Here is a 14,161-nt window from a genome sequence, read left to right as displayed (position 1 = left end):
ATGAGTAATTGGGCATTGGCATTGACATATATATTGCCGACAATAGCGATAATTATTTCTTATCGAGAAAGACTGGGTTTGGAAAGAGATATTATAATTGGCAGTATAAGGGCTGTAATCCAGCTTTCAATAATAGGTCTTATTCTGAAGTTCATATTTAGTTTAGATAATGTTTTTATCACTAGTTTAATTTTATTGATAATGGTTTATAATGCTACTTTAGTGGCAGCTAAACGAGGTGAAAAAATAGTTCATGCTAAAAGAATATCTTTCGTATCAATATTATTATCTCTTATAATTACGTTAGGAGCACTGATATTGGTAAAAGCTATTTCTTATACACCTAGTGAAGCCATACCGATAAGTGGTATGGTAGTCGGAAATTCAATGATTGCGTTAGGTGTTTTGTATAAAAATTTAGCTGACAGTTTTTTTGACAGACGTGACGAAGTTGAAGTTAAATTATGTTTAGGAGCAAAGCCACGTGAAGCAGCCAGGGGACTTATCAGAAATAGTATTAAATTGGCTATGGCACCAACGGTTGATTCAATGAAGACTATGGGAATAGTTCAGCTGCCGGGTATGATGACAGGGCTTATATTGGCAGGAACAGCACCGGAAATAGCTATTAAATATCAAATTATGGTAATGTTCATGATAACCGGTTCTGTTACTATAGCCGGATTTTCAGCCAGTTATTGGGCTTATCGCAGCTTTTTTAATGATAAAGCCCAATTGTACGATATATAATATATCTGATGGGGACGAACGTAATTATATAAATAAAGCGGACATCAAAAATTGAGTTTGTATTTTTGATGTCCGCTTTATTTATCAACAGATACTTGAATATTTTGTTAATCAAACATGTGAGAAAAAATTTTTCCCCGTAGACGTTTGACCTTTTCTTTTATATTATCAGTAGTTACAATATCACTTACAATAGCTATGGTTTTTGTCCCTGCTTGGATGATTTCGTCGATATTTTGTTCTTTTATTCCACCAATTGCTACCAAGGGCAATTCAGAATGCTTTATGGAGTAATTAAGATATGTCAAACCTACTGGTTCGGTATTGGGTTTAGTAGATGTGGAATGAATGGGGCCGACACCGATATAGTCAATATATCTTTTTAATCCATTGGCATGCTCGAGTTGCTCAGAATTATGCGTTGATAAGCCGATTATTTTATCATTACCAAGTATTCTTCTGACAGTTCGTGCAGGTAAATCAGATTGGCCGATATGTACACCATCAGCATCAACAGCTAGTGCCAAATCAATAAAATCATCAATGATAAAAATACCACCGGCTTGTTTTATCATATCACGCAAGATGAGACATTCCTCATATCGCGAAAGTGCATCTTTTTCTTTTTCGCGATATTGAATGAATTTTATGCCTCCATCAAGCATTTCACGGACAACCTCAATATTATCACGGCCATTTGATAGATTTTCAGCAGTTATTCCGTAAATTCCTGTATTAAAGAAAGTTTCCATACCTGCTCTTAAATTCATATAAATATCCTCCTGGGTGACTTGATAGTATATGATGATAAATTGTATAATATTTTTATATTTCGCGTACAGGAGAAATATTCCTGCATATATTTTGATTTAATACAATCATTTCACGTTTATCGTGTTAATGATAAAAACGATGAAATTTATTTGCAGAAAAATATATTCATTATTTATGCAGGCAGAATTAAAAAATACTGCTTTTGATCAATTGTGGTTAAATTAAGGTCTGCCAATCTTTATACACCGGCTGATAACCTTGCGCGTAAAGCATTTTAGCCATTTGCGGGATAGAACGTTCATCAGAAATTTTAAACTGTCCGCCATCATCCCCCTTTGTATGGCCACCTACAGCCACTGTAACGCCGCCGGATATTTTTGTTATGCCTATTTTAATAAGATTATCACGCATTTGTGGCTTTTCACGGGTTGAAAGTGTCAGCCCGGCACGCGGCAGGAATATTCTCAGAGCCGTTATATATTGGACAAGGTCATGATCATTAACTAATGAGAGTGGTTTATAATCTGCTGAACAAGGACAAATTCTCGGTGTAGAAACAGCTATTTCTACTTCTTTGTATTTATGTTGGAGATAGTCGGCATGAATACCTGTAAAAAAGGCTTCTTCGCGCCATTCATTAAGTCCCAGTAACGCTCCAATATTGACATTTCTCATGCCGGCTCGACAGGCACGTTCCGGGGCATCAAGGCGAAATTCATAATTTGCTTTTGGCCCGCCTGGATGAAGTGATTGATAAACTTTTTTGTTATAGCATTCCTGAAACATGGTCATACCATCTACACCGGCTTGTACGGCACGATTATAATCGGCTTGGGAAAATGAATATACTTCAATGGCAATGCTGTCAAAATAATCATGCAGAACCTGTACAGCTTCCAGAATATAATCCACTGGACTGTATTTTTGTGATTCACCGGTCAATATCAATATGTTGCGTAAACCGGTTTGGGCAATATTGGCGGCTTCTATTTTTATTTCATCCATGTTTAAACAGCGGCGGTTAATGGTATTTTTGTGATTAAATCCACAATAAACGCAAAGATTATCGCAATAATCAGCAATGTACATTGGTGTGAATAGCTGCATGGTATAGCCAAAGTTTTTGATTGTTTCATAACGCGAACGCTGTGCCATTTCTTCCAAGCAATCTTGTGCCGCAGGAGATAATAGTACAAGAAAATCTTTGCGTGTTAGATGTTCCTTGGACAATGTCTGCTGTACAGTCTGCGGTGTGACATGGGCAAAAAAATCTTTAAAATCAAGATGATTGTAAAATTGTTTTTCTGCTAAAAAATTTTCGGAAGACATTTTAATTTACCTCCTTACGTAGAAAACCAGTAAGCGGTGATGAAGCACTTGCTCTTATGGATGATGTGCGTCCCATACCGGCAAGAAAAGCAATCCTTCCAGCTTTAACGGCTAAAGAGAAAGCGGCTGCCATTTGCTGGGGATCATTTGCAGTGGCAACAGCCGTATTAGTTAAAATAGCGGCGGCGCCCAATTCCATGCATTCAGCAGCTTCAGATGGTTTGCCGATACCGGCATCCACAATTATAGGAAGATCGATTTCGTCAATGATTATTTTTAGTAATTCTTTGGTACGCAGTCCTCGATTTGAACCGATCGGAGCGGCTAACGGCATTATGGCAGCTGCCCCTGCGTCAGCTAAATGTTTGGCGGTCATTAAATCAGGACTGATATAAGGTAGCACAGTGAATCCTTCTTTAACCAGTAGTTGAGTTGCTTTGAGTGTTTCTTGGTTATCTGGCAGAAGATAGCGGTTATCAGCAATAACTTCAATTTTTATCCAGTCACCGCAGCCCATGGCTTTAGATAAATGGGCAATGCGAATAGCCTCATCGGCAGTTCTGGCACCGGAGGTATTTGGCATTAAAATAACATCATCAGGAATATAATCGAGGATGTTTTCTGATTGGGAATGTTCATTGGCACGTCTTAATGCTACTGTTACCACCGCTGCATCACCGGCGTGGATGATAGCAGGCATTTTTTTGTTATTGGGAAATTTTCCTGTACCAATGAGCAATCTGCTTTTAAGAATTTTTTTCCCGATTATTAGTTTATCATCATTCATCATTTGAATCATTTTGAACCGCCCCCCATAAAAGTTACGATTTCCAGAGTGTCATTTTCTTTGAAAAATGTTGTAGACCAAGCTGTTTTATCTACGATCATTTCGTTAAGTTCAACGACGGCACGTCCATTACTGAGTTTGCGCTCCTGCATTATAGTGAGGATAGTGGTCTTGTCAGTAACTGATGTAGATTTGCCATTAATTAATATTTGCAAAATAATAAATCTCCCTTTTAAATTTAGAATAAAAAAACGCCTATCCTGATAAGGATAGACGCATACTTGTTAGTAAGTCGAAAAGCTCCCTCCGCAGGCATTATCCCGATCAGGTAAAAGGTCAGGTACTAACAGTCCTTTCTCAGCCACTTGCATAGAGGCTCCCTTGCTGATATTCTATTAGGGTCATTGTAAAGCGATTAAATGGTTTTGTCAAATACTTATACTGGAGAATTAAAAAATAATAGGAGTTTTTGCTATTATTTTATTGATAAACTTCATTATTTTAGGGATAATTGCACTATCTTTTTATAAATTTAAATAAAAAAATAAATTTTTATAGAAAATATTAAATATAAGTATTGACCTTTATAAACCTCTATGATATTATAATGCCAAAGATAGTTCGATTGAGGCAATGCAGCCGAAAAATACTAATTAATTAAGTGTTTTTCGGCTTTTTTTATGCAAAGTATACTAAGGAGGAGTTTTAATGAAAGTAAAAAAAATCATGGCGGCATTAGCTGTATCGGCACTTGCCGTGGTAATGCTGGCCGGTTGCGGCAGTACGGAAAAAGAGTCGGCATCAAGTACTGAATCATCGGCAGATAAAGTTTATACAATTGCCTGTGATGCTAAGTATGCACCGTTTTCAATGGAAGTTGATGGAAAATATAAAGGCATTGATGTTGAGCTATTAGATGCAATTGCTAAAGAAGAAGGTTTTAAATATAATTTAAAACCAATGGATTTCAGCGGAATTATTCCGGGACTTGTATCAGGCCAGCTTGATGGTGCTATAGCAGGTATCACAATTACTGATGAACGCAAAAAAACAGTGGATTTTTCTGATCCTTATATCAAATCAGGTTCATCTATAGTAGTAAACAAGGATAATACAAGTATTAATAAATTAGCTGATATAACAGGTAAAACGGTAGCCGTAAAAAAAGGTACCACTGGGGCTAAGTTTGTTGAAGATAACAAGGATAAATACAATTTAAATATAACTTACTATGATGATTCACCAGGAATGATGATGGCAGTTGCTAATGGTAATGCAGACTTTTTATTGGAAGATTATCCGGTCATTTCTTATCAGATAAAAATAGGTGAACAAGCCAAGCTTCGTGTCGCAGTTGAAGATGTTAATGATAATCCGCCACAGTACGGTTTTGCAGTTAAAAAGGGAAGCAATGCTGATTTACTTAAAATGTTTAATGAAGGATTAAAGAAGATTAAGGACAATGGGACATATGATAAAATTATAAAACAATATCAGTAAAACATAGTAAATAAATAGTGAAATCCGGCGGATGGAGGAATCCATCCGCTGCTTTTTACTTATGAGGGATAAAATATGAATGACTATTTTTCTTTATTAATTGAATGTTTACCATCCTTACTTGCTGGCCTTAAAATTACGATGATAATGGCTGGTGCTTCACTTATTTTAGCATTTATCGTTGGTTTGATTTTGGCGATATTTGCATTGTCAAAAATAAAAATATTGGAAATTTTTTATACGGCCTATGTTTATATAGTGAGAGGCATACCAGTAATGATCTTTGGGTTGTTTTTGTTTTTTGGCGTAGGCGCATTGCTCAATATAAAGTTTGACCCGCTGCTGGCCAGTATTATTACTTTGACAATTAATGCCAGTGCATATTTGGCAGAGATTTTCCGCGGTGGGATAAAGGCTGTTGATGTAGGGCAAATTGAAGCAGCCAGGAGTTTGGGACTTGGCTATTTCCGTACTATGGCTTTAGTAGTTATTCCACAGGCTGTAAAAATAATGATCCCGCCAATAATAAATCAGTTTATTACTACACTCAAGGATACTTCAATCCTTTCGGTTATCAGCGTACGTGAATTGACAATGAATTCACAGATAATAATTGCCCGCAATTATCGTCCTTTTGAGGTTTATTCCTACGCTGCTGTTATGTATCTGATAGTAATAGTTCTTTTGTCGATTTTGGCCAAATATGTGGAAAGGAGTCTGCAGCATGGAAAAAATAATTGAAGTAAAAAATTTGTTTAAATCTTATGGAGATTTATCAGTGTTGAAGGATATTTCCTTTTCGGTGGAAAAGGGAGAAGTGCTGTGTATTATCGGACCTTCCGGTTCGGGTAAAAGTACATTGCTGCGCTGCCTGAATCGCTTGGAAGAGATACAGTCTGGTGACATAGAAATATTTGGGACAAATCTTACTAAAGTAAAAAATATAAATAAGTTTAGGGAAAAAATTGGCATGGTATTTCAGTTATTTAATCTTTTTCCCAATTATAATGTCGAAAAAAATATAATACTGGCTCCGGTTCAGCTGGGAATTTTAAATAAACATCAGGCAGCCGAAAAAGTAGGAGAGCTGCTTCAAAAAGTCGGTCTGGAGGAAAAGAGAAATGTTTACCCTGATACTTTGTCCGGCGGGCAAAAACAGCGTATCGCCATTGCTCGTGCATTAGCGATGAATCCCAGTATAATGTTGTTTGATGAACCAACGTCGGCGCTTGATCCGGAAATGGTCGGAGAAGTTTTAAAAGTAATGCGTTCTTTGGCAGAATCAGGTATGACAATGGTAGTTGTTACACATGAGATGAATTTTGCCAGAGAAGTTGCCAATCGGGTAATATTTATGGCAGATGGTTATATTGTGGAGGAAAATAAACCGGATAAAATATTTACAAATCCGGACAATGAAAGAACACAGGCATTTTTAAGCTCGGTATTAAAACCGTTGGATAGCTGATATGGTTATTGTTTGTCCGGTTAAAGAATATGAAATCGCCAAATGAATTATACGTAATTATTGCTGATGAATATGGGACGGTTATGTGTTACAATATAGCAATGTATTATTTGTTTTAAAGGAGAATCATATTTTATGAATGACCGGTTAAAAGGATTTTTGCTTATTATTATGGGAACAGTATTATGGGGCGCTGCCGGTGTAGTGGTACAGTATTTACTGCAAGAAAAAATGTTTGCAGCGGGCTGGCTGACAATAATCAGACTTATTTGCGGTGGGGCAGTTTTGCTGACGGTCGATAAGATGATTTATCATAGTCAGCTTTCGTCTATATGGTGGAGCCCATATAAAAAGGATATAATTATTTTTAGTGCATTTGGAATGCTAATGACACAATATACATATATTTGTGCTATTAGCTATAGTAATGCGGCTACGGCAACAATTTTGCAGTATCTTATGCCTATAGTTGTTTTATTGTATGTTTTAATAGTCGAACGGCGCAGGCCGATGATAAGAGAAAGTTTATGCCTGATTATGGCACTAGTGGGAACTTTTTTATTGGTTACGAAGGGAACTTTTAGTCGTTTAGCGATTTCGCAAACTGCACTGTTTTGGGGATTGATTTCAGCTTTTGCGGCTGCCATATATACGCTGCAGCCAAGAAAAATGCTGCAAAAGTACCACTCTTCATTGGTTGTTGGCTGGGGAATGTTCATAGGAGGAGTATTGCTGTCATTTTTTCAGTCACCATTCGCCTTTCAGGGGATTTTTGATTTTAAGGCGGCTGCAGGGGTGTTGTTTGTTGTAATTTGTGGTACGGTGATATCTTTTTGGTCATATATAGAAAGTACTAAATATTTATATCCCACAGAGGTCGCCGCGATGGCATCTATTGAGCCTTTTTCTTCTGTGGTATTGTCGGTTATATTTATGAATGTGATTTTTGGCTGGCCGGAAATAATTGGCAGTATATTGATTGTTGGTACAGTATTTATATTAGCACAAAAATAATATTATAATAATTTTGATAAAATAAATCCAGAAAAAAGACATTTTGTTTTAATTTATTGTCTTTTTTCTGGATTTATTTTATTTTTTAATGTAAAATCATATATTAATATAAACTTATAGATTAAGTGAATTGGCAGGGTGAATAATTATGAAGCATGTGCTTTCAGTTCTAGTGAATAATCAGCCAGGTGTGTTGTTACGTGTAGTCGGTATGTTTTCACGACGTTCGTTTAATATCGATAGTTTATCGGTAGGAGTTACACAGCCAAATAAGTATTCAAGGATTACAATTTTTTTCCAGGGAGAATCCTACATTGTTGATCAGATCATCAAACAGTTGGGCAAAATTCCTGATGTGGCAGCAGTACAATTACATAATCCTGAAACAGCTGTGTATCGGGGAATGACACTCATAAAAATAAGGGCTGATGATACTAATCGGCTGGATGTATTAAAAATAGCCGAACTATTTCGTGCCCATGTAATTGATGTACAAAAAACAACGTTGATTTTTGAAATAACCGGACAGGACGAAAAAGTATCGGCATTGCTGCAATTGTTGACGCCGTATGGGATTTTAGAGGTGATACGGACCGGACAAGTAGCATTGGAACGGGGAGAAAAGACTATTTTTAACTGTGCAGGGAAAACAGCGTTTTACAGCAAAAATTTGCTTTAATCAGGTTAATAATAATGTATTAAAAATATTGAGGTAGATATATATGGAAGGATCAGCAGCAATTATTAAATGTCTTAAAGAGAATAATGTAGATACAGTATTTGGATATCCGGGCGGGATGATATTACCGCTTTTTGATGCTTTGGGACGTGACGAAAGTATTAAATTTATTTTATCTACACATGAACAATCAGCAGCTCATGCAGCTGATGGATACGCACGGGCCAGTGGTCTGCCAGGAGTATGTATAGCAACGTCGGGCCCGGGTGCAACTAATTTAGTAACGGGAATTGCTACGGCATTTATGGATTCGGTTCCTATGATAATAATAACCGGACAGGTAGACAGCGATTTACTGGGGAAAGATTCATTTCAGGAAACAGATATCTTTGGTATAACGATGCCGATTACAAAATATAGTTTTCGTCTTAGGAAGGCAGATGAACTAGTCGTTGTATTGAGAAAAGCATTTGAATTGGCTAATACAGGACGCAAAGGCCCGGTATTAGTGGATATTCCTAAAGATTTATTTTTTTGCGATGTGCCATATCCAAAATATAATTTACAAAAACGGGAAACAGACCGGCCGGATGCCGATTTTCTGATTTGTGCGGCAGAGGCACAAAAGAAGATATTGCAGTCACATAAACCTATTATAATAGCAGGCGGTGGTGTAATATTTGGACAGGCGTCTGATGAATTGAGAAAATTTGCCGAAAAATATAATCTGCCGGTAGTGGTGACATTAATGGGAATAGGATCATTCCCTGCTGATCATGAATTATACATGGGATTTGCCGGTTTGCATGGCAGAAAATCAGCTAATTGTGCAGTGGCTGAAGCTGATTTAGTAATTGCGATAGGCAGTCGTTTTGGTGATCGGCAGACAGGAAATATTACTGAGTATGTAAATGACAAACATTTTATTCATATAGATATTGATCCTGCTGAAATAGATAAGAATGTACACAGTAGTATCGGACTGGCCGGGGATATTAAAATTATATTAGCATTGCTGATGCAGCAAAAAGCAGTGGATGATTTGGCAAAATGGTGGAATAGGTTGAATGAGCTGCGGAAAGAAGATGACTTTGAATATACAGGAGCATACGATGTTCCAAATGTAATGCATCATATTTCACAAACAATAAATAGGGGAGATTATGCGGTAGTTACCGATGTTGGACAGCATCAGATGTGGGCAGCGCAGCATATTGAAAGATTCAAACCGCGTACCTGGTTTACATCTGGTGGACTGGGTACTATGGGATTTGGTCTGCCGGCAGCTGTGGGAATTCAGATTTACTATAAACATGATAGGCGTGTTATACATATTGCAGGCGATGGTGGTATAAAGATGACTGGTAGTGAGTACTACACAATTGCAGCATTAAATTTACCAATAATATCAGTTATTATTAATAATGAATCACTTGGTATGATTCGTCAACTGCAAAAAGTGTTTTATGGTACGAGATATTTTTCCAGTGAATTCAAATACAGAATGAATTACGCTGAGTATGTTAATAGCTTTGGAATTGATACTTATGATGTTCATAGTATGGATGAATTCGTTGAAGCGTTAAGTAATGCAATATCTGAGAATAGGCCGAAGGCAATAATTGTCAATATTGATAAAGAGTTTGTTGAACCAATGACGAAAATGGATTGTGGAATAAATACATTTATTAAATTTTAACAAATGTATTTATGTAAAATTTATTATAGATTAATATTGACAAAATTGATTTTGAAGTGTATCCTGTATACAATGTTCTCTTGTAACATTGTAAATCAAAGATTGGCAACTGTAGTGCCGATCAAAATTTGGGAGATGTTTTATTTATGGCAAAGGTTTATTATGATCAGGATGTTAATTGGGGTTCAGTAAGTGACAAGAAAGTTGCCATTATTGGATACGGTAGTCAAGGCCATGCACATGCTTTGAATTTAAAGGAAAGTGGTATTGATGTAACCGTAGGACTCTATAAAGGCAGTAAATCCGTGCAGAAAGCCAAGAATGCAGGACTTAAAGTGGCAGAAGTCGCTGATGCTGTCAAAGGTGCGGATATTACTATGATTCTTATTCCTGATGAAATCCAAGCCGAAATATATAAAACCCAGATTGGACCTAATCTAAAACCAGGTAGTGCTCTTGCTTTTGCCCATGGTTTTAACATTCACTTTCAGCAGATAAAACCCCCGGCAGATGTAGATGTATTTATGGTTGCACCGAAAGGACCGGGACATCTCGTTCGTCGTACATTTGTTGAAGGGGGTGGTGTACCGGATATTTTTGCAGTCTATCAGGATGCCAGTGGTAAAGCTTGGGATATAGCACTTGCTTATGCACGCGGTATTGGCGGAACCAGAGCTGGTGTGATCAAAACGACTTTTCAGGAAGAAACTGAAACAGATCTTTTTGGAGAACAAGCTGTGCTATGCGGCGGTATTACCCATCTGATAACAGCCGGTTTTGAAACTTTAGTCAAAGCAGGTTATCAGCCGGAAATAGCATATTTTGAATGTTTTCATGAAATGAAACTTATAGTAGATTTAATGTATGAAGGCGGTATGGCAAATATGCGTCAGTCAATCAGTGACACTGCAGAATATGGCGATTATACAGCAGGTCCCCGCTTAATTACCGATAAAACTAAAAAGGAAATGGAAAATATCTTGACTGACATACAAGATGGCAGCTTTGCTACTAAATGGCTTTCGGAAAATAAAGCAGGACGGGCACAGTTTTATGCAATGCGCCGCAGACATGCAGAACATCAAATTGAGAAAGTCGGTGTTAAACTTCGTAAGATGATGTCATGGCTGGGCAAAAAACAAGAAGATTAATAGTTTAACGATAGATATATTTAGGAGCGGCAGGATGGACTAATTAGTCTGTCTTACCGCTTTTTCATACTAATTGATTATTTATTGTAAAACTTAAGTAAAGGAGGCAAACTTTGTGCGTTTGAATGGAGCCGGAATTGTTATTGAAAGTCTTAAAAATGAAGGCGTGGAATTTGTTTTTGGTTATCCGGGCGGGGCAGTTTTAACCTTATATGATGAAATTTATAAGACAAATTTTCCACATATATTGACTAAACACGAACAAGGTGCAGTACATGCAGCTGATGGGTATGCCAGGGCAACTGGTAAAGTTGGAGTATGCATCGCTACATCAGGGCCTGGTGCTACAAATTTGATAACGGGGATAGCTACAGCGAATATTGATTCGATACCATTGATATGCATTACCGGGCAAGTAGCTACACCGCTTATTGGGCGGGATTCTTTTCAAGAAGCGGATGTATGCGGTATAACAGCGCCGATAACAAAGCATAATTACCTTGTGCGGCATATAAAAGATCTGCCGCGTGTGTTAAAGGAAGCTTTTTTTATTGCACGAACGGGGCGGCCGGGTCCTGTTGTGGTTGACATTGCCAAAGATGTTTTTGCCGCTGAAACAGAATATAAATATCCGGCTGAGATATGTCTGCGCGGCTACACTGGCAAGTATATAGGTGATGAGAGGAAAATAGACAGAGCTGTAGATATGTTGCGGGCGGCTGAAAGGCCGATTATTTTTATCGGCGGAGGAGTGATCACGTCTGAAACCAGCCAACTTGTACGCGAAATGGTCCAAAAAATGAATATCCCCATGACCAGTACATTGATGGGATTAGGAGCAGCTGATGCTGATAGTGCCGGCTATTTGGGAATGGCTGGAATGCACGGCTCGTATGCGGCAAATATGGCTATCATGAAATGTGATCTGTTGCTGGGAATAGGTGTGCGTTTTGATGATAGAGTCACCGGTGTGATCAGTGAATTTGCACCGAAAGCAAAAATAATTCATTTTGATATTGATTATGCGGAAATTAATAAGAATATTGCTGTAAATTTAAGTGTAGTCGGTGATTTGCGTTGGTCGTTACCGTTGTTTCAGGAAAAATTGTGCCCATATAATGATATAATAAAAGAAAACATACAAAAATGGTACGAAAATGTGGTAAAGATACATACAGCCAGGCCATTTAAGTATAAAAATGATAAGAATAATATTTTAGCACAGGATGCTATAAAAAAATTATCAGATATAGTTACACATAATACTGCCATTGTAACCGATGTCGGACAGCATCAAATGTGGGCCGCGCAATTTTTTAAAGTATACGGACCGCGTAATTTTATAACTTCAGGCGGGCTGGGAACTATGGGATTTGGTCTTCCGGCAGCAATAGGTGTAAAATTAGGCCGGCCGGATAAGAATGTAATATTGCTTTCCGGTGACGGCAGTATTATGATGAATTGCCAGGAATTAGCTACACTGGCCGATTATAATATCAACATTAAAATAATTGTAATTCATAATCATGTACTGGGAATGGTGACACAATGGCAAAGAATGTTTTACGGTGAACGTTACTCACAGTCGTTATTAAATAGTAAGGCTGATATTGTTAAAATAGCACAAGCAATGGGAATTAAGGGGTTTCGCATAAAGGTGAAAGAGGAACTGATAAACGGTTTACAGCAACTCCTGCATGAACAAGGTCCTGTTTTGCTGGATATTATTGTTCCTGCCGAAGAAGATGTGTTCCCAATGGTTCCCGGCGGCAAGCGACTTGATCAGATGGTAATGGGAGAAGACGGCTTATGAAATATCAAATCGCCATTCTGGCAGAAAATAAACCAGGTGTATTGACGCATGTATCCGGACTTATAAGTCGCCGGGCTTTTAATATTGAAACAATAAATGCGGGATATACTGAGGATGCCGATGTAACGCGGATAAATATTGTAGTAGATGCCAATGATGAAACGGAACTCAATAAAGTAATCCATCAAATGGCTAAATTGATTGACGTAATAAAAATAGTTAATATAAGTGAACTGGCATCAATAAACAGAGAATTGGTTATGGTGAAAGTTAAGGTGACATCTTCTGCAATACGGGCTGATATTGTTAATATTGCCAGTATATTCAGAGCTCATATTGTCGATGTAGGGCACGAAAATGTGGTGATTGAACTGACAGGAGAGCAAGATAAACTGGCAGCACTAATCGATATGCTTAATTGTTATGAAATTTTAGAAATAGCACGTACCGGGCCAATCGCTTTATCACGCGGTATAATTCCTGTGAAAAATATGTAAAAAAAGGCTGCCGCACGCAACCATTTTCATTCATAAATATGCAATAATGCCATTTCCCTTGCTCACCCGCAGGAAAACGGGTAATACATAGTGGCGGTGAGTGCATTTTTAGGAGGTCAATGCTATTCGTGTGACAGCCTTTATTGATTTTGTTGGATTTATTATTGTGATGCGGAATTGCCGGTATCATTTATAAATTTTTTATCAATGACATTGTATTTTACATCACTATATTTTGTGGTTTTTCCATTTTGCTGAACTATTACATTGCCGGTAAAATCGACAATTTTGGTTTCCCAGTTAAAGGAAGCTTGATCTGAATCAATGGCTAAATCACCGTAGGTAAAATGTGTGCCGCCTTTTACGGTTATGGTTTTATTGGACCATGACCCATAAAGATCATCACCAGTAAAATTTATCGGTGTGGCGTTGTCATCCCCATTATAAATACAGGTTATATTTTTTTGTGCCCATACTTCTAAGGATGTAAGATTTACCTGAGCCCGATCAGCAGTTATATTATATCTGCCGGTTTCAACACGAACATTGCCATTTAGTTTATATGTTCCCGATAAAATATCGAATGTGGTGTTATCGGCTGTGACTTTGGGAGCAGCAAAGACAGTATATGTACTAAATAGCATTATTGCCAACAGAAACAGTGACGTTTTTAATATACGCATAGCAATCCTCCATCAAG

Annotated in this window: 15 protein-coding genes and 1 riboswitch; of the genes, 10 read left to right on the top strand and 5 right to left on the bottom strand. The window is 37.5% G+C overall.

The features are described 5' to 3' along the window. A complete protein-coding gene (locus tag F8M42_RS13435) occupies window positions 1–750 on the top strand; it encodes an ABC transporter permease (protein ID WP_182187380.1) in 750 nt (249 codons plus the stop codon). 107 nt (window positions 751–857) lie between these two features. On the opposite strand, the gene thiE is transcribed toward F8M42_RS13435, so the two are convergent. The 4 genes from thiE to thiS form a co-directional block, all read right to left on the bottom strand. Next, window positions 858–1,520, bottom strand: coding sequence for a thiamine phosphate synthase (gene thiE / locus F8M42_RS13430; protein ID WP_182187379.1), 663 nt, complete (start codon window positions 1,518–1,520; stop codon window positions 858–860). A gap of 220 nt (window positions 1,521–1,740) precedes the next feature. Next, the gene (gene thiH / locus F8M42_RS13425) at window positions 1,741–2,853 is read right to left on the bottom strand and encodes a 2-iminoacetate synthase ThiH (protein WP_182187378.1); all 1,113 of its coding nucleotides are present in this window, start codon (window positions 2,851–2,853) and stop codon (window positions 1,741–1,743) included. 1 nt (window position 2,854) lies between these two features. Then, on the bottom strand, window positions 2,855–3,652 hold the full coding sequence (locus F8M42_RS13420) for a thiazole synthase (protein WP_407672850.1): 798 nt from the start codon (window positions 3,650–3,652) through the stop codon (window positions 2,855–2,857). Next, window positions 3,649–3,855: a sulfur carrier protein ThiS gene (thiS, locus tag F8M42_RS13415; protein WP_182187377.1), complete on the bottom strand. Its 207-nt coding sequence runs from the start codon at window positions 3,853–3,855 to the stop codon at window positions 3,649–3,651. Before thiS ends, F8M42_RS13420 begins: the two co-directional genes overlap by 4 nt. 69 nt (window positions 3,856–3,924) lie before the next feature. Then, a riboswitch (TPP riboswitch) is annotated at window positions 3,925–4,033 on the bottom strand. Between the two features lie 315 nt (window positions 4,034–4,348). Here thiS and F8M42_RS13410 point away from each other — a divergent pair. From F8M42_RS13410 to ilvN (F8M42_RS13370), 9 genes are all read left to right on the top strand, one after another. Next, entirely contained in the window at window positions 4,349–5,140 is a 792-nt protein-coding gene (locus tag F8M42_RS13410; RefSeq protein ID WP_182187375.1) for a transporter substrate-binding domain-containing protein, read from the top strand. Between the two features lie 75 nt (window positions 5,141–5,215). Then, on the top strand, window positions 5,216–5,881 hold the full coding sequence (locus F8M42_RS13405; protein ID WP_182187373.1) for an amino acid ABC transporter permease: 666 nt from the start codon (window positions 5,216–5,218) through the stop codon (window positions 5,879–5,881). Beyond that, the gene (locus tag F8M42_RS13400; RefSeq protein WP_182188768.1) at window positions 5,874–6,608 is read left to right on the top strand and encodes an amino acid ABC transporter ATP-binding protein; all 735 of its coding nucleotides are present in this window, start codon (window positions 5,874–5,876) and stop codon (window positions 6,606–6,608) included. The genes F8M42_RS13405 and F8M42_RS13400 overlap by 8 nt, the downstream gene beginning before the upstream one ends. A 135-nt stretch (window positions 6,609–6,743) precedes the next feature. Continuing rightward, on the top strand, window positions 6,744–7,622 hold the full coding sequence (locus F8M42_RS13395; RefSeq protein ID WP_182187371.1) for a DMT family transporter: 879 nt from the start codon (window positions 6,744–6,746) through the stop codon (window positions 7,620–7,622). Between the two features lie 148 nt (window positions 7,623–7,770). After that, complete coding sequence (ilvN, locus tag F8M42_RS13390) at window positions 7,771–8,301, top strand: acetolactate synthase small subunit (protein WP_182187369.1); 531 nt, start codon at window positions 7,771–7,773, stop codon at window positions 8,299–8,301. A gap of 43 nt (window positions 8,302–8,344) precedes the next feature. Further along, window positions 8,345–10,000, top strand: a complete 1,656-nt coding sequence (gene ilvB / locus F8M42_RS13385) for a biosynthetic-type acetolactate synthase large subunit (RefSeq protein WP_182187367.1) — start codon at window positions 8,345–8,347, stop codon at window positions 9,998–10,000. Between the two features lie 146 nt (window positions 10,001–10,146). Further along, on the top strand, window positions 10,147–11,151 hold the full coding sequence (gene ilvC, locus F8M42_RS13380; protein ID WP_182187365.1) for a ketol-acid reductoisomerase: 1,005 nt from the start codon (window positions 10,147–10,149) through the stop codon (window positions 11,149–11,151). Window positions 11,152–11,272: 121 nt separating this feature from the next. Next, entirely contained in the window at window positions 11,273–12,964 is a 1,692-nt protein-coding gene (gene ilvB / locus F8M42_RS13375) for a biosynthetic-type acetolactate synthase large subunit (RefSeq protein WP_182188767.1), read from the top strand. After that, entirely contained in the window at window positions 12,961–13,461 is a 501-nt protein-coding gene (gene ilvN / locus F8M42_RS13370) for an acetolactate synthase small subunit (protein ID WP_182187363.1), read from the top strand. Before ilvB (F8M42_RS13375) ends, ilvN (F8M42_RS13370) begins: the two co-directional genes overlap by 4 nt. A 161-nt stretch (window positions 13,462–13,622) precedes the next feature. On the opposite strand, the gene F8M42_RS13365 is transcribed toward ilvN (F8M42_RS13370), so the two are convergent. After that, window positions 13,623–14,144: an LptA/OstA family protein gene (locus F8M42_RS13365; protein ID WP_182187361.1), complete on the bottom strand. Its 522-nt coding sequence runs from the start codon at window positions 14,142–14,144 to the stop codon at window positions 13,623–13,625. Between the last annotated feature and the right edge of the window lie 17 nt (window positions 14,145–14,161).

This window comes from Pectinatus frisingensis (assembly GCF_014076555.1).
Taxonomy (GTDB): Bacteria; Bacillota; Negativicutes; order Selenomonadales; family Selenomonadaceae; genus Pectinatus; species Pectinatus frisingensis.
This window is presented reverse-complemented; position numbering and strand designations above follow the sequence as displayed.